This window comes from Enterococcus villorum, from assembly GCF_007990225.1.
In the GTDB taxonomy this organism is placed as follows: domain Bacteria; phylum Bacillota; class Bacilli; order Lactobacillales; family Enterococcaceae; genus Enterococcus_B; species Enterococcus_B villorum.
Window position 1 is genome coordinate 13,957 of record NZ_BJWF01000005.1, and the last position, 25,644, is coordinate 39,600.

The 25,644-nt window shown below is 36.2% G+C and carries 23 protein-coding genes and 1 other annotated feature; of the genes, 3 read left to right on the forward strand and 20 right to left on the reverse strand.

Annotated features, from left to right (window positions below; all coding sequences use genetic code 11):
- Nucleotides 1-27: 27 nt before the first annotated feature.
- The 8 genes from EVI01_RS03465 to rpsB all read right to left on the reverse strand — a co-directional run bounded on the left by EVI01_RS03465 (nt 28) and on the right by rpsB (nt 8,350).
- Nucleotides 28-1,731: a proline--tRNA ligase gene (locus tag EVI01_RS03465; RefSeq protein ID WP_010752132.1), complete on the reverse strand. Its 1,704-nt coding sequence runs from the start codon at nt 1,729-1,731 to the stop codon at nt 28-30.
- A 68-nt stretch (nt 1,732-1,799) separates the two neighbouring features.
- Nucleotides 1,800-3,068, reverse strand: coding sequence for an RIP metalloprotease RseP (gene rseP / locus EVI01_RS03470; RefSeq protein ID WP_010752133.1), 1,269 nt, complete (start codon nt 3,066-3,068; stop codon nt 1,800-1,802).
- Between the two features lie 132 nt (nt 3,069-3,200).
- Nucleotides 3,201-4,001 (reverse strand): phosphatidate cytidylyltransferase, encoded by an 801-nt coding sequence (locus EVI01_RS03475; protein WP_010752134.1) that lies wholly within the window; start codon nt 3,999-4,001, stop codon nt 3,201-3,203.
- Nucleotides 3,998-4,807 (reverse strand): undecaprenyl pyrophosphate synthase, encoded by an 810-nt coding sequence (gene uppS / locus EVI01_RS03480; RefSeq protein ID WP_010752135.1) that lies wholly within the window; start codon nt 4,805-4,807, stop codon nt 3,998-4,000. The genes EVI01_RS03475 and uppS overlap by 4 nt, the downstream gene beginning before the upstream one ends.
- Nucleotides 4,808-5,081: 274 nt before the next feature.
- Nucleotides 5,082-5,639 (reverse strand): ribosome recycling factor, encoded by a 558-nt coding sequence (frr, locus tag EVI01_RS03485; RefSeq protein WP_010752136.1) that lies wholly within the window; start codon nt 5,637-5,639, stop codon nt 5,082-5,084.
- Between the two features lie 2 nt (nt 5,640-5,641).
- On the reverse strand, nt 5,642-6,364 hold the full coding sequence (pyrH, locus tag EVI01_RS03490; RefSeq protein ID WP_010752137.1) for a UMP kinase: 723 nt from the start codon (nt 6,362-6,364) through the stop codon (nt 5,642-5,644).
- Nucleotides 6,365-6,589: 225 nt separating this feature from the next.
- On the reverse strand, nt 6,590-7,471 hold the full coding sequence (tsf, locus tag EVI01_RS03495) for a translation elongation factor Ts (RefSeq protein WP_010752138.1): 882 nt from the start codon (nt 7,469-7,471) through the stop codon (nt 6,590-6,592).
- A gap of 96 nt (nt 7,472-7,567) precedes the next feature.
- Nucleotides 7,568-8,350, reverse strand: coding sequence for a 30S ribosomal protein S2 (gene rpsB / locus EVI01_RS03500; protein WP_010752139.1), 783 nt, complete (start codon nt 8,348-8,350; stop codon nt 7,568-7,570).
- 908 nt (nt 8,351-9,258) lie between these two features.
- Between rpsB and EVI01_RS03505 the strand changes: the two genes are divergently transcribed.
- Nucleotides 9,259-9,741, forward strand: a complete 483-nt coding sequence (locus EVI01_RS03505; protein ID WP_010752140.1) for an arginine repressor — start codon at nt 9,259-9,261, stop codon at nt 9,739-9,741.
- Between the two features lie 116 nt (nt 9,742-9,857).
- Here EVI01_RS03505 and argS read toward each other — a convergent pair whose 3' ends face one another.
- From argS to arcA, 4 genes are all read right to left on the reverse strand, one after another.
- Nucleotides 9,858-11,549, reverse strand: coding sequence for an arginine--tRNA ligase (gene argS, locus EVI01_RS03510; RefSeq protein ID WP_010752141.1), 1,692 nt, complete (start codon nt 11,547-11,549; stop codon nt 9,858-9,860).
- 70 nt (nt 11,550-11,619) lie between these two features.
- Nucleotides 11,620-11,820, reverse strand: a binding site (T-box leader).
- A gap of 145 nt (nt 11,821-11,965) precedes the next feature.
- On the reverse strand, nt 11,966-12,916 hold the full coding sequence (gene arcC / locus EVI01_RS03515; RefSeq protein WP_010752142.1) for a carbamate kinase: 951 nt from the start codon (nt 12,914-12,916) through the stop codon (nt 11,966-11,968).
- A gap of 115 nt (nt 12,917-13,031) precedes the next feature.
- Nucleotides 13,032-14,051, reverse strand: coding sequence for an ornithine carbamoyltransferase (gene argF, locus EVI01_RS03520; RefSeq protein ID WP_010752143.1), 1,020 nt, complete (start codon nt 14,049-14,051; stop codon nt 13,032-13,034).
- 110 nt (nt 14,052-14,161) lie between these two features.
- Nucleotides 14,162-15,388, reverse strand: coding sequence for an arginine deiminase (gene arcA / locus EVI01_RS03525; protein WP_010752144.1), 1,227 nt, complete (start codon nt 15,386-15,388; stop codon nt 14,162-14,164).
- Nucleotides 15,389-15,849: 461 nt separating this feature from the next.
- Here arcA and EVI01_RS03530 point away from each other — a divergent pair, with 461 nt between their 5' ends.
- A complete protein-coding gene (locus EVI01_RS03530; protein WP_010752145.1) occupies nt 15,850-16,551 on the forward strand; it encodes a Crp/Fnr family transcriptional regulator in 702 nt (233 codons plus the stop codon).
- A gap of 201 nt (nt 16,552-16,752) precedes the next feature.
- Here EVI01_RS03530 and tsaD read toward each other — a convergent pair whose 3' ends face one another.
- The 7 genes from tsaD to galE form a co-directional block, all read right to left on the reverse strand.
- Nucleotides 16,753-17,781, reverse strand: a complete 1,029-nt coding sequence (tsaD, locus tag EVI01_RS03535; RefSeq protein ID WP_010752146.1) for a tRNA (adenosine(37)-N6)-threonylcarbamoyltransferase complex transferase subunit TsaD — start codon at nt 17,779-17,781, stop codon at nt 16,753-16,755.
- A complete protein-coding gene (rimI, locus tag EVI01_RS03540; protein ID WP_010752147.1) occupies nt 17,778-18,245 on the reverse strand; it encodes a ribosomal protein S18-alanine N-acetyltransferase in 468 nt (155 codons plus the stop codon). Before rimI (EVI01_RS03540) ends, tsaD begins: the two co-directional genes overlap by 4 nt.
- Before the next feature lie 4 nt (nt 18,246-18,249).
- A complete protein-coding gene (gene rimI, locus EVI01_RS03545) occupies nt 18,250-18,792 on the reverse strand; it encodes a ribosomal protein S18-alanine N-acetyltransferase (protein ID WP_010752148.1) in 543 nt (180 codons plus the stop codon).
- Nucleotides 18,776-19,498 carry a tRNA (adenosine(37)-N6)-threonylcarbamoyltransferase complex dimerization subunit type 1 TsaB gene (tsaB, locus tag EVI01_RS03550; protein ID WP_010752149.1) on the reverse strand — a complete coding sequence of 241 codons (723 nt, stop codon included), beginning with the start codon at nt 19,496-19,498 and terminating at the stop codon, nt 18,776-18,778. The genes rimI (EVI01_RS03545) and tsaB overlap by 17 nt, the downstream gene beginning before the upstream one ends.
- Before the next feature lie 146 nt (nt 19,499-19,644).
- On the reverse strand, nt 19,645-20,625 hold the full coding sequence (locus EVI01_RS03555) for a LacI family DNA-binding transcriptional regulator (protein ID WP_010752150.1): 981 nt from the start codon (nt 20,623-20,625) through the stop codon (nt 19,645-19,647).
- A 39-nt stretch (nt 20,626-20,664) separates the two neighbouring features.
- Complete coding sequence (gene galT / locus EVI01_RS03560; protein ID WP_010752151.1) at nt 20,665-22,149, reverse strand: UDP-glucose--hexose-1-phosphate uridylyltransferase; 1,485 nt, start codon at nt 22,147-22,149, stop codon at nt 20,665-20,667.
- Between the two features lie 6 nt (nt 22,150-22,155).
- Nucleotides 22,156-23,145: a UDP-glucose 4-epimerase GalE gene (galE, locus tag EVI01_RS03565; protein ID WP_010752152.1), complete on the reverse strand. Its 990-nt coding sequence runs from the start codon at nt 23,143-23,145 to the stop codon at nt 22,156-22,158.
- Nucleotides 23,146-23,374: 229 nt separating this feature from the next.
- Here galE and EVI01_RS03570 point away from each other — a divergent pair, with 229 nt between their 5' ends.
- Complete coding sequence (locus EVI01_RS03570; RefSeq protein WP_002288457.1) at nt 23,375-23,542, forward strand: DUF3042 family protein; 168 nt, start codon at nt 23,375-23,377, stop codon at nt 23,540-23,542.
- 140 nt (nt 23,543-23,682) lie between these two features.
- On the opposite strand, the gene EVI01_RS03575 is transcribed toward EVI01_RS03570, so the two are convergent.
- Nucleotides 23,683-25,506, reverse strand: coding sequence for an FAD/NAD(P)-binding protein (locus EVI01_RS03575; protein ID WP_010752153.1), 1,824 nt, complete (start codon nt 25,504-25,506; stop codon nt 23,683-23,685).
- Nucleotides 25,507-25,644 lie beyond the last annotated feature (138 nt).

The window sequence follows — 25,644 nt, forward strand, 5'->3', positions numbered from 1 at the left end:
TTTTTAAATAAGATTACATATAGTTGCTTATTGATTTAATAGGATTGGCAAAGTGTTGACTAATTCTTCTTTGCGCACTTCTACCATTTCTCCTGTTTTTTTGATTTTTACTTCGACAATGCCGTCTACTGCTTTCTTACCTACTGTGATTCTAATTGGACAGCCAATTAAATCAGAGTCAGCAAATTTCACGCCTGCTCGTTCATTTCGATCATCTACTAACACTTGATAGCCAGCTTCTGACATTGTTTTTTCTACTTCATTGGTTAAGTTTGTTTGGTAGTCATCTTTTAAATTCATTTGAACAACATGTAAGTCAAACGGCGCAATTCCTTTTGGCCAGTTGATGCCATTCTCATCTGAATTTTGTTCAACGATTGCTGAAAGCAAACGACTGACGCCAATTCCATAACAGCCCATAATCACAAATTTTTCGCGCCCATTTTCATCTAAAACTGTTGCACCCATTGATTCACTGTAACGTGTACCTAATTTAAAGATGTGCCCAATTTCAATCCCACGTGTAAAGGCTAATACACCATGATTATCCGGAGAAGGATCACCTTCTTGTACAAAACGAAGATCCTCATAGGAAATGACAGAAAAGTCTCTTTCTGGATTAACATTTACAAAATGATAGCCCGTTTCATTTGCTCCTGTGATCGCATTTGCTAAATCTTGTACGTGACGATCCGCATAAATTTTTACCTCTTCTGACACATTCACTGGACCGACAGAACCAAAATCAGCGCCAAGATATTTTTGTGCATCTTCTTCTGTTGCTTCTTCTAAGAAATCAACAGCTAAAAAGTTTTTCAATTTTACATCGTTAACGTCATGGTCGCCGCGCACTAAGACAAGGACTGGTTCTTCATCGGCTATAAATAAGACCGATTTGATAATTTTTTGAGGTTCAGTCTCAAAGAAGCCAGCCACTTCTTCAATCGTCTTCACTTCTGGCGTAGCAACTTTTTCTAATTCAAGCTGAGTTTCATGTGATTTCTTAGAAACATAATAACTCGTGGCCATTTCTAAGTTTGCTGCATAATCACTTTCGGTTGAATAGCAGATGGTATCCTCGCCAATTTCAGAAATTGCCATGAATTCTTTAGAATCCTTACCGCCCATTGCACCGCCATCTCCGATGATTGCTCGAAAATCTAAGCCGCAACGTTTAAATATTTCTGTATAAGCTTTTTCATAATCTTTGTAAGTTTCATCTAAACTTTCTTCGGAAGAATGGAAAGAATAAGCATCTTTCATGATAAATTCTCTTCCACGTAGTAAGCCAAAGCGAGGTCGTTTTTCATCACGATATTTCGTTTGAATTTGGTAAAGGTTTAACGGTAATTTTTTATATGAATTGATTTCATTACGAATCAATTCTGTAAAAGTTTCTTCATGTGTTGGACCTAAGATCATTTTGCGATCATTGCGATCTTTGAGACGATACAAATTAGGACCGTATGTTTCATAACGTCCAGATTCCTCCCACAATTCAGCTGGCAAAAGTGCTGGCATCAACATTTCAACAGCACCAATTTTTTCAAATTCTTCCCGCATAATGTTTTTTAGTTTTTCTAATACACGGTTTGCTAGCGGTAGATAAGAATAAATACCAGCTGATACTTGGCGAATATACCCTGCTCTTAGTAAAATTTGATGACTTAACACTTCTGCATCATTTGGAACTTCGCGTAATGTCGGAATCAACATTTTTGATTGTCTCATTCTATATACTCCTTTATTTCTCAATAATAATCGACTGTTTGTCATTATACCCTATTTATGAACTTTTTCTAGAAAAAGAATCGTTGGATATCATTCCATGTGACTAAAACCATTAACAGCATTAATAAAGCAAATCCTGCTAAAGTGATAAATCCTTCTTTTTCCTGACTCAACGGCTTTCCTCTAATACCTTCAAAAACATTTAAAACTAATTTTCCACCATCAAGGGCTGGGATTGGTAATAAGTTGACGATTCCTAAGTTCATTGAAAGAACAGCCATCAAAGTAATAATTGTCATTATGCCTTGATCAGCCGCTTCTGATGATAATTGGAACATCATGACTGGACCGCCTAATTTATCGAGGCTAAAATTGGTAAAAAGTGAACCTAACGCTTTAAAAATTTCTAGAGAACTACTAAAAGCACGTTGGGTACCACCAATGATTTTATCCATAAAACCTGTTTTCATAGGAGCTTGAATCCCCAATTGTCCATATTGTTTGCCATTTGTTTCAACGGCACTTGGCGTTACATCAATGGATTGCTTCTTGCCATCACGTTCTACTTCAAACGTTAATTTTTTCTCAGGATTTTCAGTGATTAGCGTCGTTAAATCATTCCAAGAATGAATCGCTTTACCATCAACATTTAAAATCGCATCATTTTCTTTTAAGCCTGCTGCTTGAGCTGCTCCATTTGGCAAGATTTTACCTATTTGGTTAGTATTTGTCACTTGAACACCACCTTGCATGAAAGCAAGTATGATGAATAAAACAATAGCTAAGAGAAAGTTATTCATGGGACCTGCGAAATTGGTCAACATTCTTTGCCATAGTTTTGCTGATTGAAATTGAACATCTTTTGGCGCAATCCGTAATTCCGTTCCATCAGCTTCAATAATCGAAGCATCATGTGAGACTGAATAAGTGACTTCTTGATCTTCATCACCATTTACATAACCAGTAATCGTTAATTCCTCTTCAAGGTCATAGCGAATCAGTTCTAGTGGGATACCGTTTGTTAACTGTACCTTTTTACTTAAATTGATTTTCTCTACGATACCATCAGAATTTAACAAAAGAGATAACGGCATTCCAGGAGCCATTTCTGTTTCATCGTCTCCGTTTCCTGCCATCCGTACATAACCTCCGATAGGCAATAAACGTAGTGTATAGGTCGTCCCGTCCTTTGCTTGATGCCCATAAATTTTCGGGCCCATTCCAATTGCAAATTCACGAACGAGAATTCCTGATCGTTTCGCAAAGAAGAAGTGTCCAAATTCATGAACAATAACCAAAATGCCAAAAACAATAATAAATGTGATAATTGTTTTCATTTTACATTCTCCTTTACTCTTTTATTTTCCATGTTAAATAAAACACTTTAATTTTACCATATTATTCATTATTCACCAATAGTGTTCATTTTTTAATAATTGCTGTATATTTCTATCAATTACCTGCTTGTTCTAAATCAATCCAAATAAATGCATGATTGGAAAAACAAACAGCAGACTATCAAAACGGTCGAGGATTCCGCCATGTCCAGGTAAGATATTCCCAGAATCTTTGACTTCATAATGACGCTTAATTGACGATTCGACCAAATCGCCAAATTGACCAACAATCGATAAAAGAATGGTTAAAAGAAGCATCACGAACATCCCATGACCAAATAGTTCTTTTGAAGGATAAAGTAAGAAATATAAAATAGCCACAACTAAAGCACTGGCAATCCCGCCTAATGCCCCTTCAATCGTCTTATTTGGCGAAACATCTGGACTTAGTTTGTGCTTACCATATTTCCTACCCACCATATAAGCACCGATATCTGTTGCCCAAACGATAAATAAACCAAAAATCAAAACAGCGATTCCTTCTGTTCGTGCATTGACGAAATTTTGAAAACCGATTCCTACATACAGACTGACAATGACAGGAAATCCTGCTTCATCTATGGTATAAGTATTTTTGGATAGAACGGACGTTCCCAGTAAAATCATGACGATAAAATAAAACAGCATAAAGGTACTGGTCTTTTCTGGTAAGAAGAAAAACCAACGTTCTTTTGGTAAAACTAAGATGACTGCACCAATAGCCGATAAAATCCCTTCAAAACTTAATAACGTTAAACCTTTCATTCTAAATAGTTCATATACACCAACTACTGCTAATAAAGCTGCTACAAACTCAATGGCCATGCCACCGATCCAAATAATTGGTAGAAATAAAGCTAATGCAATAACAGCTGTAATTACTCGTTGTCTCATGATGGATCCCCTTCTTTCTCTACTTTCTTCACACCACCAAAGCGTCGATCTCTGTTTTGAAAAGCAGCAATTGCTTCTTCTAAGTGGTCGCCATCAAAATCAGGCCACAAGGCTTTTGTAAAATACAACTCGCTATAAGCAAGTTGCCAAAGTAAAAAATTACTGATTCTTTCTTCTCCGCTTGTTCGGATCACCAGTTCAGGATCACGTAATTCAGTTGGTAAAAAACCTGTCATCAAGTGGTTAGCAATCATTGTGTCATCAATCGACTCCACTGTCGTCTCTTGTTTTTTTACTTCTTCGGCAATTTTTTTGACGGCTGTAACGATTTCTGCTCTACTGCCGTAATTTAAAGCAAAATTGAGGATCATTCCCGTATTATCTTTTGTTTGTTTAATCGCTCGACGAACGGCATCTTGGGTATGTTCTGGCAACAATTCTTCATATCCCATGACATGCACCTTCACATTTTCTTTGATCAATTCTGGTACAAACGTGTCAAAGAAATCCACTGGAAGCTGCATTAAAAAACGTACTTCGTCTTTAGGACGTTTCCAATTTTCTGTTGAAAAAGCATAGAGAGTCAAAACTTTCACGCCTAATCTAGAAGCTTTTTTTGTTACTTTTTTTACTGTCTCCATACCTTCTTTATGGCCGGCAACACGAGGTAGTCGTCGATTTTGTGCCCATCGACCATTTCCATCCATGATAATTGCAACATGCTGAGGGATGGGTCCTTTGGCATCAAATTGAAAATCACTTATTTCTTGAATATACTTGTTTTTTTGCGGAAAAAAACGTAACATTCTTTTTCCTCCTATACTAGAAATTACCACTATCTTTTGTATTATAGCAATTTATGTAAGGTTTTCCTATGATCTATTGATTTTTTTAGTTATTTCCCAAAGTTTTTTTTAACTTTTTTAATAAAAGTAGACTTTTTGTATCCCACCCTAAGATTTTTCATCGATCTAGTTCCCTATTATTCCTTTTTTCTTTCGGTCAGTTGAACGACCTCATAAAAAAATCTCAAAACAACTATGTGTTTTGAGATTTGTTTTATTTAAGTTATTCTATTTATTAAACTTCTAATAACTCTTGCTCTTTTTCGCTGGCAATTTTATCAACTTCTTTGATGCTCTTATCGGTTAGCGTTTGTACTTCTTTTTCTAACCCACGTAGATCGTCTTCTGTAATATCACCATTTTTTTGTTGTTTTTTGTACTCGTCAATTGCATCACGACGAATATTACGTACAGCGATTTTTGCATTTTCAGCTTCTTTTTTCACGTCTTTTGCTAATTCTTTTCGACGTTCTTCTGTTAATTGTGGAATGACTAAACGGATAACATTCCCATCATTGGTAGGACTGATTCCAATGTCACTTGCCATAATCGCTTTTTCCACATCTTGAAGGATGCTTTTATCAAATGGTGTGATCATTAAGACACGTGCTTCTGGAATTTGGATGGATGCCATTTGGTTCAATGGTGTTGGTGCACCATAGTAATTGACGGTGATTCGGTCAAGTAAACTTGCATTGGCGCGACCTGCACGAATTTGTCCTAGTTCACGTTGTAGATTTTGTGCTGCTTTTTGCATTTTTTCTTTTGCTTCTGTCATAATTGCATCAGCCATTTCTATTTCCCCCTTACAGTTGTTCCGATATTTTCACCTAAAATAGCGCGTCGGATGTTTCCATGTTCGTTTAAATTAAAGACAAGCAATGGAATATCGTTATCCATACTTAATGAGCTAGCAGTAGAGTCCATAACTTGTAAACCTTTTGCAATAACTTCTAAGTGAGTTAATTCTTCAAATTTCACCGCACTTGAATCGACTTTCGGATCGGCTGAATAAACACCATCAACATTATTTTTCGCCATTAAAATAACATCTGCACCAATTTCAGCTGCTCTTAATGCCGCAGTTGTATCTGTTGAAAAATATGGATTTCCTGTTCCGCCTGCAAAAATCACTATACGTCCTTTTTCCAAATGACGCTCTGCTTTTCTACGAATGTACGGTTCAGCGATTTGACGCATTTCAATTGAAGTTTGTACTCGTGTCGGTACACCTACATTTTCCAATGTATCTTGTAGTGCTAAAGCATTCATCACTGTTGCTAGCATTCCCATGTAATCGGCTTGTGCACGTTCCATGCCCATTTGCGCACCGATTTGTCCGCGCCAAATATTGCCACCGCCTACAACGATCGCCATTTCGACGCCTAATTCGTGTACCTCTTTGATTTCTTGGATAATTTCTTTAATAACGGGTGGTTTGATGCCAAACCCTTCATTCCCAGCTAAAGCTTCTCCACTTAATTTTAAGACTACACGCTGATATTTCGGTGTCACCATGTTCATTCCTCCAATATTTTCTATTGCTATTTTACCATATTCAGATAATTTAGCCACTAAAAGTCTAATTATTTATACCTATGCCTAAAAAAAAGAGCTGTGACATACGTCGCTGCTCCTTGATTAATTCCAAATAAGTGTCATTTCTAACGATGATTCAAAGTTGAGAAAATTATCTCAACTTTGAACTTGGTTTAGAACGCACACCTTAAAAAATATTCAGAATTATTTTTTCACTTGACTCATTACTTCTTCAACAAAGTTGTCTTCGCGTTTTTCGATTCCTTCGCCAACTTCAAAACGTACAAATGTTTTCACAGTTGCGCCTTTAGAAGCAACATATTTTTCAACAGTCATATCAGGATCTTTTACAAATGGTTGGTCAACCAAAGCGATTTCTGCTTTGAATTTTTTCAAACGTCCTTCAACCATTTTCTCAACGATATTTGCTGGTTTTCCTTCGTTTAAAGCTTGTTCTGTCAGAACAGTTTTTTCGTGTTCTAATTCAGCTTCAGGAATTTGAGTTTCATTTACATAGCGAGGATTGATTGCTGCTACGTGCATAGCTACATCTTTTGCAACAGTTTCATCAGTTGTACCATCTAAAACAGTTAAGACAGCGATACGTCCACCCATGTGTAAGTAGCCACCAAAAGCAGCGTTATCTTCTTTTTCAACTACTTCAAAACGACGGAAGCTGATTTTTTCTCCAATTACTTGTGTTGCTTCAATCAAATCAGATTCAATTGTTCCTTTTTCTGTTTTGATTTTCATTGCAGCGTCCATGTCTGCTGGTTTGTTTTCTGCTACAAGTTCAGCGATCTCTTTTACTAAATCTTGGAACATTTCGTTTTTAGAAACGAAGTCAGTTTCTGAGTTTACTTCAACGATTGCTGCAGTATTTCCTTTCACTGCTACTGAAGCTAGTCCTTCAGCTGCAATACGGTCATTTTTCTTCGCAGCTTTGGCCATTCCTTTTTCACGTAAAAGATCCACTGCTTTTTCCATATCGCCTTCTACTTCAACCAATGCTTTTTTCGCATCCATCATACCTACGCCTGTCATTTCGCGTAGTTCTTTTACCATTTTAGCTGTTACATCTGCCATTTTTGTTTCCTCCTATATTTTCTTTTTAAAAAAAGCTGTTTCAAAGGAGAGTGAGGCTTGTCGCCTAGCCTTTGAAACAGCTCCATCATTTAAAAATTATTCTGCTGAAGTGTTGTCGCCTTCTACAACATCAACAATTTCTTCGATTGAAGTTGCATTGTTTTCTGCTACAAAATCTTCTTCAACTACTTGGTCTTCCCCTTGATTTCCTTCAATAAATGCATCTGCCATTTTTGAAGTAATCAATTTAACGGCACGAATAGCATCGTCATTTGAAGGAATAACTACGTCGATTTCATCTGGATCGCAGTTTGTATCAACCATAGCTACGATTGGAATATTTAATTTATGCGCTTCTTGAACAGCAATACGTTCTTTACGTGGGTCTACGATGTACATTACATCTGGAATTCTTGGCATATCAGCGATACCGCCTAAGAATTTTTCAAGACGTTCACGTTGTTTGTTCAAACCAGCAACTTCTTTTTTAGGTAAAACTTCAAAAGTTCCATCTTCTTCCATTGCATTGATTTGTTTCAAACGGCTGATACGTTTTTGGATTGTATCCCAGTTAGTCAATGTTCCACCTAACCAACGATGGTTTACAAAGTATTGTCCAGCACGAATTGCTTCATCTTTGATTGCTTCTTGTGCTTGTTTTTTTGTACCTACGAATAAAGCAACACCGCCTTCTTCTGCAATGCTCTTCATGTAGTCATAAGCTGCATCTACTAACTTAACAGTTTTTTGTAAGTCGATGATGTAGATACCATTTCTTTCTGTGAAGATATATTTCTTCATTTTTGGGTTCCAGCGACGAGTTTGGTGACCAAAGTGTACGCCGGCTTCTAGTAATTGTTTCATTGAAATTACTGCCATTTTTGTTTCCTCCGATTTGGTTTTATTTTCCCTCTTCTTGTCTTTCACCTCGCTGACAAACTTTTTCAAGCACCTATCAACGATCCAACAAGAATGTGGATTTATTGATGCAAAAAGCATCCTCAAACATTATACAAGTAACTACTTGGTATAGCAATAGTTAAAGGGGTATTTCTGCTCAACATTCAATATTTTACCTGACTTATCGTTAAATATCAAGAATAATCTTATCTTTTGTTTTCTCTTATTCTTTTCATTTCTACCGTTTTATATTTGTTTTAGAAGAGGTACAAAAAGTAAAGAGTACTTTTGCCTCAAACTTTAGATATGTGTAAACGGTGTTCAAGTAGCAACTCCTCAACAATAAGAGATACATTTCTAAAATATGAAGAGCTATTTTAAAAATGTATCTCCTATTCGCTCGGAGCTAAACGCTACTTTCACGACCTCTTGTCATAAACGGTGTTCAAGCATCAGCTCCTTGAAATAAGCCTAAATTTTTTAAAATATGAGAAGCTATTTCAAAAAATTTTTTCTTGTTCTCAGCAGAGCTAAACGATGCTTTCACGACCTCTTGGCTTAAACGGCGGGAACAGAAGCAACTCCTTCGGAAATAAGACAAAATTCACAAAAATTTGAAAAGCAATTTTCGTGAATTTTGTCTTATTTCTCGGAGCTAAACGCTTCTTTCCCAGCCTCTTAGCTTAAACGGCGTTCAAAGGTTTGCATCTACGGCAATAAACCCAAACAGAGGAAAAACATAAGGAGCTGTTTTTCTCTGTTCGTTCTTATTGCTTGATGCAGAACAACCTTTTCACAGCCTCTTGTCATAAACTAGAAAAATAAATGGGCAATATGGTTTTTTTTTGATATGATACATGTGGAATTTTTTGTGAGGGGGAGAGAACATGCGTAAGTCTGAGCGACACTTACTGATTAAACAAGTAATTGGGGAGTCTACGATACACACACAAGAAGAACTATTAACTAAATTGCAGGATTACGGTGTAACAGCCACACAAGCTACGATTTCTCGTGATATCCGCGATTTAAAAATTGTCAAAGCACCTGATGAAGATGGTGTATCTCATTTTGTACTTTTTCAAGAAAAAAAAGGAAAGGAAACCAAAACAGAGGATGAAAGACGGCTTGTACAAATGATTGAAGATATTGTTTTAAAAGTAGAACGGGTTCATTTTCTGACAATCGTGCATACATTACCAGATAATGCGCACCTTTTTGCTGCTGTTTTAGATGATATCAAACCACCTCATATTGTCAGTACTATTGCTGGATTTGATACCACGATCGTCATTTCTAAAGATGAAGAAGAAGCAAAATTAGTCGAAAAATTTTTACACCATCCAAACGAAGCAACTATTTTTAATTAATAATCGAAAGAACTCTAACGAAAGAGAAAAAACCACTCTGTTGCAAAATTTGACTCTCAAATCTTGTAATAGAGTGGTTAATTTTTTAAAGCTATATATTTTCAGACAATTAATTTTTACATTTTATCTGGAGCATGAAGCCCAAGTAAACGTAAGTCTTCTTTCAATAAGACGGATACAGCGTAAACTAAAGCAAGACGAGATTCTTTTTCTTCATCTTCAACTAAAATCTTTGTATGAGCATAATACTTATTAAATGCTTGTGCTAATTTAATTGCATGTTTGGCGATGATCGAAGGTTCATATTTTTCACCAGCTTGTAAAACAGTCTCAGGATATTTTTGGATTAATTTAACCACTTCCCAACTGTTTTCATCCTTCAAAGCATACGCTTGCTCTTCTGATGGTGTAAATCCTGCTTTTTCTAACAAGCTAATTGCACGAGCATGTGTGTATTGAACGTATGGTCCAGTTTCTCCTTCAAAGCGAACTACTTCTTCTAAATTGAAGTCAAATGTATTCAAGCGATCGTTTTTCAAATCGTGGAAAATAACTGCCCCAACTCCGACTTGTTTTGCTACGATATCTTTATTTTCTAAATCAGGATTTTTCTCGCTGATCTGTTCTTTGGCAGATTGAATAGCTTCGTTAAGAACTTCTTCTAATAGAACGATTTTTCCTTTACGTGTAGATAATTTTTTCCCACCTTGGGTAATCAATCCAAACGGAATATGGTGCATGTCATCTGACCAGTCAAAACCTAGTTCTTTCAGTACACCTTTTAACTGTTTGAAATGATAGCTTTGTTCATTTCCAACTACATACAAGGATTGTTTAAAATCATACGTGCGTTTGCGATAAAGAGCCGCCGCCAAGTCACGTGTAATATAAAGTGTTGCACCATCAGATTTTTTAATTAATGCTGGGTTTAGATCGTAAGCAGACAAATCAACGATTTCTGCTCCTTTATCTTCTTGCAATAAATGTTTTTCTTCTAAAAGTTCGACGATTTCATCCATTTTGTCATTATAGAATGCTTCACCGTTCAATGAATCAAAACGAACTTCCAGTAAATCATAAATTTTGTTAAATTCTTTCATTGATTCATCACGGAACCATTGCCACAATTCAATGGCTTCTTTATCGCCTTCTTCTAAACGTTTAAACCAAGAACGTGCTTCATCATTTAATTCTGGTTGTGTTTCTGCTACTTCATGGAATTGAACGTAAAGACGCAATAATTCATTGATTGGTTCAGCTTTAACTGCTTCTTCTGAACCCCATTTTTTATAGGCAACAATCAATTTACCAAACTGCGTACCCCAGTCACCTAAATGGTTGATGCGAATCGGTTGATAGCCTAATTTTTCCATAATAAAGCCAATTGAGTTACCAATAACCGTTGAACGTAAATGGCCCATAGAAATCGGTTTGGCAATATTCGGTGAGGACATATCGATAGGTACATTCCCATGATTTCCAATAGTACTATCGCCATAATGTTCTTTTTCTTTCACAACAACAGCCAAAACCTCTTGACTGATCATTCCTTTGTCCATGAAGAAGTTTAAGTATGGTCCAACCACTTCAATTTTCTCAAAATTTGTTGGATCGATTTTTTCCGCAAGTTCTGCCGCAATTTGTTGTGGTGCTTTGCGATAAATTTTTGCTAGTGAGAATGCTGGAAATGCAACATCTCCATGATCTGCAGATTTTGGATTTTCTAACAGCTGCTCCACCTGTTCCATTGTAAGATCGTCTTTCACGACATGATAGATTGCTTTTGCAACAATAGCTTTGTTATTCATTTACATTCCTCCTAAAATACTTTTGTTTGTTCAAAACAAAAAAATCTCTAGTGATTATATGCATATAATCACTAGAGACGAGATATCCCGCGGTACCACTCCAATTGTTCTATTTGTTAGAACCCACTTTATCTGATAACGGTAGATGACCGTCTGTGCTAGACAGCGTTCTCCAAGTGCGCTTCATTGTACTCTTTTCGTTTGGCTTTCACCAGCTCCAAACTCGCTTTTATCAAGTAAATACAACTACTCTCTTGTTCAACAAACAATAAACTTATTAGACTTGAATTGAATTATAGCAGAAAAAAAAACTGCTGGCTAGGATTTCTTATAAAAAATGTCCAGAAGGCCTAAAGGAGAAGAAATACCGACTGGACATTTTTAGCAATGTTGGTGACTAAGAAATGAGATATTTCTTAGTTGTCTGAGACAATGATTGTCCCTTCTTCAGAAGCAAGTAGATTTTCAATGTTTTCTAGAGAAGTAATAATTGCTTTGGCCTTTGGTCGTGCTTCAACAAAGGCAATCGCTGCTTCTACTTTTGGCAACATGCTTCCTGGGGCGAATTGGTTTTCATCAATATATTGTTTCATTTCAGATACCGAAACTGTTTCTAATTTCTTTTGATCGGGTTTTTGATAGTTTACATAGACGTTGTCTACACCCGTTAGAACAATCAATAAATCTGCTCCGATAATTTCCGCTAATTTTTCAGAAGCGAAGTCTTTATCAATAACTGCTTCTCGTCCTTCTAGCCCGGTCGCTGTTTCCACCACAGGGATGCCACCGCCCCCAACAGAAATGGTGATTATTCCTTGTTCCACTAATGTTTCAATCACGCGAGCTTCTTTGATTGAGATTGGTTTAGGAGAAGCAACTACTTTACGCCACCCACGGCCTGCGTCTTCTTTGAAAGTTACTGTAGGATCGTTTTTCATTTGTTCATTGGCTTCTTCTTCTGTATAAAAAGGGCCAACTGGTTTACTTGGTTTTTTAAATGATGGATCATTTTCGTCAACAATTACTTGTGTGACTAAAGAAACGACATCTTTGTCGATTCCTTTTTCTTTTAATACTTCTCCCATCGCATTTTGCAACCAATAACCAATGGAACCTTCTGTCATTGCAACACAAGTATCTAAAGGCATAGCTGGTGTTTTTTCCGAGTCGGCTGCTTGTTGTTGAATCAATAAATTCCCAACTTGCGGACCATTACCATGTGAAATAATCAATTCGTCGCCTTGTTCGATGAATTTTACAAGATATTTTGCGGTTTCCATTAGTGCTTTTTGTTGGGCTTTGGCACTTGCATCTGTGGATAAAATCGCATTACCGCCTAATGCGACAACTACTTTACGATTTGCCATGATTGTCTTCCTTTCTTCCGTTCATTTTTCGAATTTTATCGATGACAAAACAAGCCAGCAGTTGAAAATGGTTTCGTACAGCTGACTCGTTTCAGTCATGAGATATGGTTAGGCTTTATACATGAGGAATAAATAGGTTTCCAAGCGTTGCAGCCATGATTGCTTTGATTGAATGCATACGATTTTCAGCTTGGTCAAATTGACGTGCATATTTGCTACGGAAGACTTCATCCGTTACTTCCATTTCTGTAATTCCAAAACGTTCTTTCATTTGTTCGCCATAAATTGTGTTTGTGTCATGGAATGCTGGCAAGCAATGTAAGAAAATCAAACGATCCGTATTGTGTGTTTTTTCAACCATTTCCATATTGATTTGATAAGGTTTCAATAGTTTAATACGTTCTTCAAATTTATCTTCTTCACCCATTGATACCCAAACATCTGAGTAAAGAACATCTGCACCGTCGACTCCTTTGTCCACGTCATCAGTAACCATTAACTCTGCACCAGATTTAGCAGCAAATTCTTCTGCCATTTTCACAATTTCTTCTTCTGGTTGCAATTCTTTTGGTGCGACGATACGCATGTTTGCTCCTAAGATTGCGCCTGTTACTAATAATGAGTTCGCCATGTTATTACGGCCATCTCCACAATATGCGACTGTAATACCTTCGACTTTTCCAAAGTTTTCTTGAATGGTTAAGAAATCAGCGATCATTTGTGTTGGATGCCATTCATCTGTCAATCCATTCCAAACAGGTACACCAGAAAATTCAGCTAGTTCTTCCACCATTTTTTGACTGAAACCACGAAATTCGATTCCGTCAAACATACGGCCTAATACTTTTGCTGTGTCTTCAGTTGACTCTTTTTTTCCTAATTGGATGTCATTTGCTCCTAAATATTCAGGATGAGCGCCTAAATCAATAGCTGCTGTTGTAAAAGCTGCACGTGTACGAGTAGAAGTTTTTTCAAATAAAAGTGCAATGTTTTTACCTTCTAAATAATGATGAGGAATCCCACGTTTTTTCAAATCTTTTAAGTGTTCAGAAAAATCGATTAAGTATTGTAATTCTTCTTTTGTGAAATCTTTTTCTGCTAATAAACTTCTTCCTTGAAATACTGATTTTTTCATCACTAACATTCTCCTTTAGTTGTTTGTTTTCTTTTTTATTCGTTATTTGATTTTTTTAAGAGGAAATCTGGTAGCAGCTGACAGTTTGACTGCTACCAGCGTTCATATTATTATAAATCTTCACGTACCAACGGTTGGCTCATGCAACGAGGGCCACCACGTCCGCGTGACAATTCACTTGAATTGATTTCCAATACTTTAATGCCATAGCTACGTAATAGTTCATTTGATACATAATTTCGATTGTAGGTAACAACGACACCTGGAGCGATCGCTAAAGTGTTTGAACCATCGTTCCATTGTTCACGTGGCGCTACAATGGCATCCCCATTTCCTGTTGGGATCAATACAAGTTCATTCAGACCTAATGCCGCTTTTAACGAAGCTTGTAAGTCATCTGAATGCGAAATTTTAAGATCGTCTCCTGCTTGTTCAATCGTAAAGACATCCATTTTACCTTCTTTACTTTGAATCGCTGGATGAATCGTGAACTTGTCATGATCTACCATAGTAAATACTGTATCTAAGTGCATCATCGCACGGTTGTTAGGGATTTTAATCGCTAAAACTTTTTCAAACCCAGCATTTTTTGCGAATAAGTGATGTGCTAATTTTTCAATTGCTTTGGCACTTGTCCGTTGAGAAATACCTACAGCAACCACTTTATCACTTAAAATTAATTCGTCTCCGCCTTCGATATGATCTGGATTTTCTCGATCCAACCATACTTCTACCCCTTTATTCGCAAATCTAGGATGGTATTTTAAAATAAACTCTGTAAACATTGATTCACGACGACGTGCTTCAAAAGTCATTTTATTGACTGTCATCCCATTTCCCATTGATGCAGATGGGTCGCGTGTAAAGTAAAGGTTTGGCATTGGATCCATATAAAATGGATAATCGTCATCTGATGACAGGTCGAATAAATTTTTTGAACGTACATCGATATCTTTTGTACGGACACCTGCCATAATTTTATCTACCATCTCTTGGGTTTCCATTGATAGAAGGAACTCATGAAGACCATCTCTTACAGCTGCAGATGCAATGTGCGACTCATCTAACATTTTATTTAAAAATTGTTCTTTTACATTACCGGCATCAATCGCTTCTGCTGCTAATTTTTCTAGATATAAAGTTTCGACGCCTTCATTTTGCAATGTCTTTGCAAAATAATCATGCTCTTGTTGGGCAATTGGTAGATATGGAATATCATCGAACAACAAACGGTCCATGATGTCAGGTGTTAGATTTTCCACTTCTTGTCCAGGTCGTTTCAATAAAACTGTCTTTAACTTCCCTATCTCAGAGAAAACGTGAATAGGTTTATCCATGTTGTGTTGCCTCCTTCGTTTTGATTACACCCATAGGATACCTCCTTATTTGTAAACACTTTCATAATTTCTTCTCATTCAAAACGAGAGATTTCTAACATTATTAGAAGGCAATTAAATAAATACACGTTTTTACATTTTTTATTAACTTTTCTTTCTTTTTTTATACTGAAAACTCTCTCAAAAAAATATTTATTCATTCAAAAAATTTTTTTGTATAATTTATGATGTTTTTATATTATAGCTTTGTTAGCGCTATCTTTATGTACTATAATTGTTTTTTATACACCATTCTCAAGCATTAAAACAGATTATGCATTTAACGTGCATAAATTTTACATAATAACAAAAAATTTTTTTTCTGATAAAAAAAGAACCGATTTTCTCATGTGTAAAAACTTTACATTTACTTAAAAAAAAGTCACAATATAAATTAGATGAAAGTAAGGAGTGGGAGTTTTATGCGTGTCAACAGAATTGATTTTCACTTTTCAAAATTACGTTATTTGCCTGATTTTGAAAACTTTACTGATGAAGAATTTGAACTTATTAAGGAACATACGATCCTTCGTTCTTACAAAAAAGGACAAGTTTTATTTGACGAAGGAGACGAACGTCAGCGCCTCTATATCTTAACAGAAGGCTTAGTACGATTAGAACGCTACGATGAAAGTGCGACGTATTATTATTATGACTATGTGAATGCCCACAGTCTTTTTCCAATGTCTGGTATCTTTGAAGCAGAAATTTATTCCTATACAGCTCAAGCAATGACAGACATTGAAACTTTTTCTTTCCCTGTGTCTTGTTACGAAAAAATCGCAAAAAATAATCCGAAACAGCTACTTTATATGATTCATAAAATTTCAAAGGTTGTGGAAATGCATGAACTGCGCATTCAAATCGGATTAACATCAAGCGCTTTTGATCGAGTGAAACAAAATTTATTTGTATTAAAAGAAGAGCTCGGCATCCCGACTGAAGATGGACATGTGGAGATCCCTTATCCTATTACTTTAAAAGAGTTGGCTGTGAATAGCGGTACAACAAGAGAAACGGCTGGGCAAGTCATCAAGCAACTCAAAGATTCTGGGTTATTAGATTATCAAAAGAAACGCTTTACTTTTTGCAAAGAAGCGATAACTCCTGCACTAAGAGACTGAAGAAACAATAAAACCGAGTGCCATCAATAGAAATTTTGCAATGGACGATAAAACAAATAATATCGATGGTTAAAAATGAAACAAGCATGCGCTTATTTTAACGAATCATTTTCTGACAATTAGGTATTTTTCTGATCGTGTAAATCAAAAAAAGAAGTTAAGATTTTTTATCTTAGCTTCCTTTTTGTTAGACAATCATTTCTATTTTCTACTACTTTCACTTAGCGTTAAGCTTGGGTCAGCATTTAAACGAAAATCTGCCACATGCTCTTTTTTTAGTTCGACATGTGCTGCTGCACCAATCATTGCCGCATTGTCGCCACAAAGTTTTAATGGTGGAATCAGCAGTTCAACTTCCGGTAATTCTTCTTTCAGCTTCTTCTTAAGCCCTTCTCTTAGCCCTTGATTAGCAGCGACGCCTCCGGCTACAACCAGTTGTTTGATTGGGTATTCTTTACAAGCACGAATCGTTTTAGCTACTAATACATCCACCACACTTGCTTGAAAACTAGCAGCCAAATCTTCTTTATTCAGTAATTCTTCTCGTTGTTGCGCATTATGCACCAGGTTAATAAAGGCGCTTTTTAATCCGCTAAAACTAAAATCATAGTTATTTTCGTGGATCATCGCTCTAGGAAAATGATAGGTATCTTGCCCTAGATGAGCCAGTTGGTCAATTTCTTTTCCACTTGGGTAACTCAACCCCAATACACGACCGACTTTATCATAGGCTTCACCAGCAGCATCATCTCTTGTTTCCCCAATGATTTGAAAATCACCATCTTTTTTCATATACACCAGTTCTGTATGTCCTCCACTGACAAGTAATGCCATAAGAGGAAATTTAAACGCTTTTTGAAACCTTGCCGCATAAATATGTCCTGCCATATGATTAACAGGTATCAAAGGCAACTGATGAGCCCAAGCAAAAGCTTTTGCGGCAGAAATACCAATCAATAACGAGCCCACTAGCCCTGGACCATAAGTAACTGCAACAGCACTTAGTTGATTGACTGAGATGTTCGCTTCAGTCAAAGCATCTTCAATACACAATGTAATTTGTTCTACATGGTGACGGCTAGCTACTTCTGGAACCACACCACCAAATCTTTTATGACTATTTATTTGTGAAGCGACAATATTTGCTAAAATTTCATCGCCATTTCTTACAACTGCTACACTTGTTTCATCACAACTTGATTCAATTGCAAGAATCAATTCTTCTTTCATTTCATCGTCTCCGTTTTTAGCTTTGTGCTCATAATGATCGCATCTTCCACTGGATCATGGTAATATAATTTCCGTTTACCTAGCTCTCGAAATTTCTCTGAACGATAAAGTTGTCGAGCAGCCATATTAGAAGTTCGTACTTCTAAAAAAACCGTATACGTGCCAGCTTGTTTTTCTTTCTCTAGTAAAAAACGTAATAACTGACGCGCATAACCTTTTTTTTGCTGTATTTCTGCGACTGCAACATTCGTGATTTCTACTTCATCAATCACTTTCGAATAGCCAATAAATCCTTGAAGAATGGTATCTTCCACTAATAGATAGTATTGCGTATGTGGTTGATGGATATCCGCTAAAAATTGCTCTTTTGTCCACGGAGAACCATAATCATACACTTCCTCGCAAAGCTCCCATAAACAGATAGCCAATTGCTCATCTTCAAAATCATTTTTATTATAAATCATTGCTTCACTCATTTTCTAAAATTTTGATCATTTCTAACCCATCTTCGTTCGTTTGGGTATAATACCCTTTTTTTACTTTTTTTGATTGAAAGCCTAATTTCCGATAGAGTCGTTGGGCATCTTGATTACTCATTTTAACTTCTAAAGAGAGTGTCTCACAGCGATTTATTATAGCAAAGTTTTCTATTTCGTCAATAAGTAGCGTTCCTATGTTCTTTCGTTGATAAGAAGGAATCACAGCAATATTTGTGATATGACAATCCATTCCAAATACTCTTGCACCAACAAAACCAAATAGCTTTTCTCCATCAAAGATTCCTAGATACAAATTTTGAAAAGGAGATTTTAATTCAGCTAAAAAAACACTTTTCGTCCAAGGAAGCTCTCCATTGTATACTTCACGTTCTACTGATAATAAATCTTTAATATCATGCTTAGTCAATTCTTTGAGGAGATAAAGATTTCCTTGAATATCCACCGTCTTAGTATTAAATTCCTTTTTTTCATAAAAAAGACTTTTTGCGTATGCTTTAAATTTTTTCAACATAGCTTTCGTCTCCAGGAGTATGGGTTTCTAGCCATTTTTCTTCTGCTTCTACTTTTTTTAAGTAACGCGGTAAAAAATTTTGGATATCCTTTGTAGGCTCGATTTTTGATCCTAACGTAGCGATTGTTATTCCATTTGGCAGATTCCATTCAAGCACATGATTTATTTTGGCTGTAGGTAGGATTTCTTCGATTTCTGTTGTAAATTTTTGAACATCTACCCCTACAAATAAAATAGGTTCCTGAAATTGTTTGAGTTGATCAAGCAGTTCAACGATTGAAATATGTACATCTTCAAGAACTGTTTCAATTTCCCCTTCTCGTTGACGATAAACACCTGCATAAACATTTTTTCTTCTGGCGTCAAATAATGGAACGATGAGTCCTTCTACATTCACACAATTGGCAGCAATTGCTTGTAAACTTGAAACACCAACAAGTTCTTTGTTCAACGTGTAGGCCAATGTTTTTGCTGTCGTTACCCCAATTCTTAATCCAGTGTAAGAACCTGGCCCATCAGAAACTACAATTCGATCCACCTCAGTTGGTTCTAGTTCTATTGCTTGAAACAATTGTTCAATCGCTGGCATTAAGCTGACGCTATGATTTTTCTTTTTATTGATTTGAATTTGTCCTAAAATATTGCCATCCTCAGTTATGCCGACTGCTAAGGTTTGATTGGCTGTGTCTATCCCTAAAGTAATCATTTAGATGTATCCTTTCTATTAACTTCTATCGCTTTATATTGTAGCATACTTCTTACGAAGAAAAAGAAATTTCATTTTAGTAAAAAAGAAAAAAAAGTTGCCAATTGCCACAACTTTTTTCTCAAATCGTATTTACAAAAAAATTTTTATGATTTTGTTGAGTCACGCAAGACAAGTTCAGTTTCCACGATGATTTTCCTTGAAACCGGTGCATTTTCATTCATCATTTGCAAAATGGTTTCCACCGCTAACGATCCCATCCACTCTGTATAAACTTTGATTGTAGAAAGAGACGGAGAAACATATTTCACTACACTGATATCATTAAAACCAATAATGGATAAATCGTCCGGTACTTTTAATCCTTTTTCAGTAATTGCCTTTAATGCACCGATTGCTAGCGTATCGTTTGCTGCAAATAGTGCATCGAATGAGGGATGTGCATTTTCCAAATACTCTTTCATTTTTTGATAACCAGATTCTACCGAAAAATCAGCTTCAATTATTGTGATTGGTAATCCTTTTGCTGACATAATTTGCTGATAAGCAGCAATTCTTGGATCATTGAGAAGTTGATGTCCCATTTTAGTATATTCTACACCAGCAAGCATAAGAATCGAAGTGGCGTTCTGGCTTAAAAAATAATCGATTACTTTTTGAATACTTGAATGAAAATCAACAACCAAAGAATTTATCTGGTAGTCCGCCCCATCAAAATCGACTAACAAAAGATGCTCATGCGCTTTTTTTAATGCCACTAATTGCTTTTCATCGAATTTCCCTAAAGCGATGGTACCATTCGTTGATTGTTCACTGATTGCATCCCACGTTTCTTTGATTAAAGTAATATTGGCTTCTTCTGCCTTTTTTTCGATCCCCAAGCGAATGGATAGATAATACAAATCTTCTAGCTCTTCTTTGTCATTGTACCACTGTATCAAACGCAATGTCTTTTGATTGGTGGGGGTATTTTTATGATGCTTTGTGTAATTTAAATGCTCAGCAGCTTCAAAAATTTTCTGTTTTGTTTCCAAACTAACAGATAACTCTTTATCATAATTAAGCACCCTTGAAACAGTAGCAGGAGAAACCCCTGCCAACTGCGCAATATCTTTGATCGTTGCCACACGTTTCACCTCCTACCTTTATTCGTCGATTTTTGAACACTAAAGCGTTTCTGTAAAGCGTTGGAAAGCCATTTGACCTTTTTCATCTCGTTTAAAAACGCCTGCATCTTCTAACACACGAGCAAATACTTTCCCTACTGCCTGATAAAGAATATCCGAAACATTCTCTTGTGACACATTTGGATTCTCAGCCTTCAATTGACTGGCCCATTCTATATGATAGGCTGCGACATTATTTTCTTTTCCCAATAAATAATTTTCGACTTCAGTGAGTTCAGATTTCAATCTTGGGGGTAAAACAGCCAATCCCATCACTTCAATCAAACCAATATTTTCTTTTTTTATATGCTGAATGTCTCGATGAGGATGAAATATTCCTTCCGGATGCTCTTTAGAAACATTGTTATCACGCAAAACTAAATCAAGTTCAAAATAATTTTCTTTCTTTCTTGCGATTGGCGTAATTGTATGATGAGAAGTACCATCTGCTGAATATGCCAAAACGTCAACTGTTGGATCTGAATAATTTTTCCATTTGTCTAATACACTAGTTGCTGCGGCAATTAAAAGGTCTTTGTCAGTCGCTTGTAAACGAATGACAGACACCGGCCACTTCAAAATCCCCGCAATCACTTGAGGGTAATCGGATAATTTTATTAACCGCTCAATTGGTGCCTTCGCCATTGGAAATTCATGTCTTCCTGCTTGGTAGTGGTCATGTGAAAGAATGGACCCACCAACAATCGGCAAATCTGCATTGGAACCAACAAAATAATGTGGTAAAACTTCAGTAATTTTAAGCAAACGAGCAAATGTTTCTTTTGTGATCTTCATTGGACGATGCTCTTCTGACAAAATGATCGAATGCTCATTATAATAAGCATAAGGGGAATACTGGAATCCCCAACTTTCACCGTCTAAATTCATTCTTATGATTCGATGGTTGGTTCTCGCTGGATAATTCAAGCGTCCTTTATAACCTTCATTTGTTAGACAAAGCATACATTTTGGGTAATCTACATTTTCTATTTTACGTTGTGCAATGATTTGTTTTGGATCTTTTTCAGGTTTGGATAAATTGATTGTGATCTCCAGTTCTCCATATTCAGAAAGGTACGTATACTTAATATTTTTAGCAATTGCCCTCGTTTTAATGTAGTCATTTCTTTGACTTAGCTGATAAAAATATTCTGTTGCTTCTTCTGGACTATTGGCGTAGTGTTGGGCAAAAAAGGCATTAACAACAGATGGTGGTGGCGTTAAAAAGTCCATCAATTGTGCTTCAAACATTTCTTTTTCTGCTATTGAACTAGAAATCACTTCATTTTTCTGTGCTTGTTCTACTAAACGGTCTAGCAAATCCAGCGAGCTTTCTTGAACTGGTCTTACATCAGTAGTCTCTAATGCATCTTCACCAATCATCCCAAGAATTTTATTCTGTAAATAGATTCGATCCATTTCCATCCAGCCACCCGCTTCAATTGCTAACGTCGTAAAATCGCAAATTGTTTGACTGATTGTCATCTTTTTCTACTCCTCATAGCCATGTGGGTGACTTACATGCCAATCCCAGGCCGTCTTAATAATGTCATTTATGTTTGTATATTTCGGTTGCCAACCCAAAATTTCTTTGGCTTTGTCACTGGAAGCGACTAAACGACTAGGGTCACCTGCTCTTCGAGGAGCCACCTTGGCAGGAATATCTCGACCGGTTACTTTTCTGGCAGCTTCTAGCATTTCTTTCACTGAATACCCTTTATTACTTCCTAAATTGAAAAAATCACTCTCATTTCCTGCCTTTAGATATTCTAAAGCTAAGATATGCGCAACGGCCAAATCTTCTACCTGCACATAGTCTCTAATACAGGTACCATCTGGGGTATCGTAATCATCTCCATAAATCGATAAGAAATCACGTTGCTTTAGAGCGACTTGTAGAATAATAGGAACTAAATGTGTTTCCGGTGTATGATCTTCACCGATCGAAGCATCCGATTTTGCTCCAGCTACATTAAAATAGCGCAATGCCACATAACGCATATTATAAGCTTGATCGCACCATTTCATCATTTTTTCCATCATTAACTTGCTTTCACCGTATGGATTTTTAGGATTGGTCGGTGTTTTTTCAGTGATTGGTGATACTTCGGGTTCTCCATAAGTAGCCGCTGTTGAAGAAAAAACTATATTTTTTACTTTAAATTCATGCATCACTTCTAATAAGATTTGCATGCCATATACGTTATTATTAAAATAATCTAGTGGCTTTTCAACTGATTCCCCTACTAACGAACTTGCTGCAAAATGTAGCACACCTTCAATGTCTTCTTTTTCAAATACGGATCTTAAAAAAGTTTTATCGCGAATATCGCCTTTATAAAATTGTGCTTGTGGGTGCACAGCTGCTTGGTGGCCAGTCAATAAATTATCTACTACCGCTACTTTATAGCCTTGATTGACCAATTGATCTACCGCATGAGAACCAATATAACCAGCACCACCTAATACTAAAATTGTCATAGAATCTCTCCTTACTTTTATAAAAACATCAAGAAAAACTTCTTTCGATGTGTTTTTTAATCGTTTAATTGATACTATTGCTATCTTAATTTAGTAAATTTATAATAAAACATTTAGTAAATATTTTCAAGTGTTATTTGAAATGGTTTCCAATGGTAAACGTCAGACTAGCCTTTTTTTTCAATTTGTTACATAATAGATATAACAACTAATAAATGAGGTGGATTCAATGAAAAAATTTGTGTCTGGTATTTTAGTCGGCAGCCTTGCTACAGCAGCGGCAGTTGCTGGGCTAGTGGCTTCAGTTAAAAAAACGGTCATCGATCCAATTGACGAAAAAGAAGCGATGATTGAAGAAAATCGTAAAAAAGCCATGCGTAAACGTGTTTCACGCTAAGTGAATAAATCTGGTTATGCCAGAAATAGTCAATTATAAAAAAGAAACCAGAGAATAGGAAAGTAGGAGTTACCCTTTCCATATTCTCTGGTTTCTTTTGATTGAAAAGTTCAAGTGATTTGAAATCTCTTCTATTTATTTCATTTTTTCTTCGGGTTTTCACTTGCTAAAATACGTTGGGCAATTTTATCGATTTGTCTTAAATTCCATGCGTCAGTATACGGTCTTGAAACAGTAGCGGTCAACCAGTCCACTCCTTCTACCGGGATGCCTATACAATATAGATTTTCTTCCAATTCACCTTGCTCGTTTCGTACTTGACTGGTAGCCAATTCTATATCAATTGCTCCAGTCTCGTACTTTTGTGTTTTATCTAAATAAGTAAATGAACGCACAAGGTGATTTCGTTTTAAACTTTGTAATGCCGGATTTTTCGTATGTTGCAAATTCGTATGAGGCAACCTCGCTTCAATCAAATATCGACTTTTAATCTCTCTGTGTTCTTCTTCTACTTTAAAATAGCCATCTTGCATTTGAATTTCTATGGGAGGCTCAACAAGGTGAAAAATCCCTGCATCAATTAAAGCTGCTAATTCTTTTGTACGAATCAGAGGTGGTCCAATCGTAAGAAAAGCATTTAAATGCGTAAACCATCCCCATAATAACTCTTTATACTCTTTTGCAGTAAAAATACCCCATTCAATGGCTAGATGAACTGGATTTCGCCAATCTTTTAAAGCATCAAAAGCCGATATGATTGCTCCCGTACAATTGCCTTTTGCTGATTCCTTTATTTGATAGGCAATAAACCTTTGACTTTCTTTCTGAAAGGATCCTGTGCATTTACTTAACGGTGACTCGAAAAATTCCCAAGACCATTGATAAGGCAATAATTCAGGGTATTTTTTTTGCCAACTTGTTTGCTCATTGAGAAGAAAATCCTGTTCAAAGGTGAGTGTTGAAATAGCAAATTGTTTTTCTTCGATGAGTTTTTTATAGTAAAACAACTCAACGTCCTTTTTTAACAATTCAAAAAATTTTTCTCCTGTTAACTGATTCTCTTGATGAAGTTTTTCTAAATTTTCTTTTGTTATCAACCTTGGAATCGCCATTGCACCACCTTGTTTTTCGTTTCGCCCACGAGGAAAATAAGGCAACCCTTTTTTCGAGCCACAATAAACGATGGGTTCGTTACCAGATGGATGATATACAAGTCTTTCTCCTTGTTTTTGAAATTCTCCTCCTCGAGACACAGTGAATAAACCAACGTAATCAAAAAAGCTAAGACCTAATCCTCTCAGAATGATTGTTTCTTTCGGTGGAATTTCCTCTACAGGAACCTCGGCGGGATTTGCAGGAGGCTGATAAAATAATCCTTCTTTTTTAGCATACTGATAAAGATTTTTTTCTTCTCTCACTAATTCATTTTCCCAATAGCCACTAGCAACCACTAATTTATCCACTTGTTGTTGCTTACTTTTTGTTCTTAAATAAAAAGTCTCTTCTACTTTATCGATTTCATGAACGAGTGAATGAATAAAGGTGATATGAGGTACTATTTTTTTCAATTGATCATAAAACCAACGTTGGTACAATCCATAAAAACAACGTGTGGATGGTTCATTTGCTTGTAAATGCTTTGCTTCTGATAAAAAAAAGGTCTTATTTAAAAGTTCTTGTTTTTCTATATACTCGCTTGCTTCTGTTTTACTCCATTGATATAGATTAGGTCCTAAAAAAATTTCTCCGCCACTAGATAATGTTTCATCTGTAAATAATGTGACTTGTTGAGAGACTGAATTCATCAAGAGTTCAGTGGACTGATCCACTCGCCAAACACGACCACCCGGCCCATAAGGATCAAACAAATAGATGTGTAAATCTGCTTTTTTATGACTGTTTCTAAGTAAACGTTCTACTACGCTTAAGCCTCTTGGTCCGGCTCCGATAATACCGATATTCATTTTTCGATCCTCCTTTGATGAATCCTTTTTAATATAGATGTTTGACTTAACTGTTCTTTTCTTGCGGAGTATTTGTAGCTCACTGGAGTAATCCGCTATTTTTGAAAAAGAAGAATAGAATGAAGTGATGGGATTTGT

What these genes read in the sequence shown, in the direction of transcription:
- pyrH (WP_010752137.1), bottom strand. Translation starts at nt 6,364, where the DNA reads ATGGTGACACCGAAATATCAGCGTGTAGTCTTAAAATTAAGTGGAGAA.
- EVI01_RS03575 (WP_010752153.1), bottom strand. Translation starts at nt 25,506, where the DNA reads ATGAATATCGGTATTATCGGAGCCGGACCAAGAGGCTTAAGCGTAGTA.
- EVI01_RS03505 (WP_010752140.1), top strand. Translation starts at nt 9,259, where the DNA reads ATGCGTAAGTCTGAGCGACACTTACTGATTAAACAAGTAATTGGGGAG.
- rimI (WP_010752147.1), bottom strand. Translation starts at nt 18,245, where the DNA reads ATGATTTATAATAAAAATGATTTTGAAGATGAGCAATTGGCTATCTGT.
- arcA (WP_010752144.1), bottom strand. Translation starts at nt 15,388, where the DNA reads ATGGATAAACCTATTCACGTTTTCTCTGAGATAGGGAAGTTAAAGACA.
- tsaD (WP_010752146.1), bottom strand. Translation starts at nt 17,781, where the DNA reads ATGAAAGAAGAATTGATTCTTGCAATTGAATCAAGTTGTGATGAAACA.
- argF (WP_010752143.1), bottom strand. Translation starts at nt 14,051, where the DNA reads ATGAAAAAATCAGTATTTCAAGGAAGAAGTTTATTAGCAGAAAAAGAT.
- argS (WP_010752141.1), bottom strand. Translation starts at nt 11,549, where the DNA reads ATGAATAACAAAGCTATTGTTGCAAAAGCAATCTATCATGTCGTGAAA.
- uppS (WP_010752135.1), bottom strand. Translation starts at nt 4,807, where the DNA reads ATGTTACGTTTTTTTCCGCAAAAAAACAAGTATATTCAAGAAATAAGT.
- rseP (WP_010752133.1), bottom strand. Translation starts at nt 3,068, where the DNA reads ATGAAAACAATTATCACATTTATTATTGTTTTTGGCATTTTGGTTATT.
- EVI01_RS03465 (WP_010752132.1), bottom strand. Translation starts at nt 1,731, where the DNA reads ATGAGACAATCAAAAATGTTGATTCCGACATTACGCGAAGTTCCAAAT.
- EVI01_RS03530 (WP_010752145.1), top strand. Translation starts at nt 15,850, where the DNA reads ATGCGTGTCAACAGAATTGATTTTCACTTTTCAAAATTACGTTATTTG.
- galT (WP_010752151.1), bottom strand. Translation starts at nt 22,149, where the DNA reads ATGACAATCAGTCAAACAATTTGCGATTTTACGACGTTAGCAATTGAA.
- rimI (WP_010752148.1), bottom strand. Translation starts at nt 18,792, where the DNA reads ATGTTGAAAAAATTTAAAGCATACGCAAAAAGTCTTTTTTATGAAAAA.
- EVI01_RS03570 (WP_002288457.1), top strand. Translation starts at nt 23,375, where the DNA reads ATGAAAAAATTTGTGTCTGGTATTTTAGTCGGCAGCCTTGCTACAGCA.
- EVI01_RS03475 (WP_010752134.1), bottom strand. Translation starts at nt 4,001, where the DNA reads ATGAGACAACGAGTAATTACAGCTGTTATTGCATTAGCTTTATTTCTA.
- frr (WP_010752136.1), bottom strand. Translation starts at nt 5,639, where the DNA reads ATGGCTGATGCAATTATGACAGAAGCAAAAGAAAAAATGCAAAAAGCA.
- rpsB (WP_010752139.1), bottom strand. Translation starts at nt 8,350, where the DNA reads ATGGCAGTAATTTCAATGAAACAATTACTAGAAGCCGGCGTACACTTT.
- arcC (WP_010752142.1), bottom strand. Translation starts at nt 12,916, where the DNA reads ATGGCAAATCGTAAAGTAGTTGTCGCATTAGGCGGTAATGCGATTTTA.
- tsaB (WP_010752149.1), bottom strand. Translation starts at nt 19,498, where the DNA reads ATGATTACTTTAGGGATAGACACAGCCAATCAAACCTTAGCAGTCGGC.
- tsf (WP_010752138.1), bottom strand. Translation starts at nt 7,471, where the DNA reads ATGGCAGATGTAACAGCTAAAATGGTAAAAGAACTACGCGAAATGACA.
- galE (WP_010752152.1), bottom strand. Translation starts at nt 23,145, where the DNA reads ATGACAATTTTAGTATTAGGTGGTGCTGGTTATATTGGTTCTCATGCG.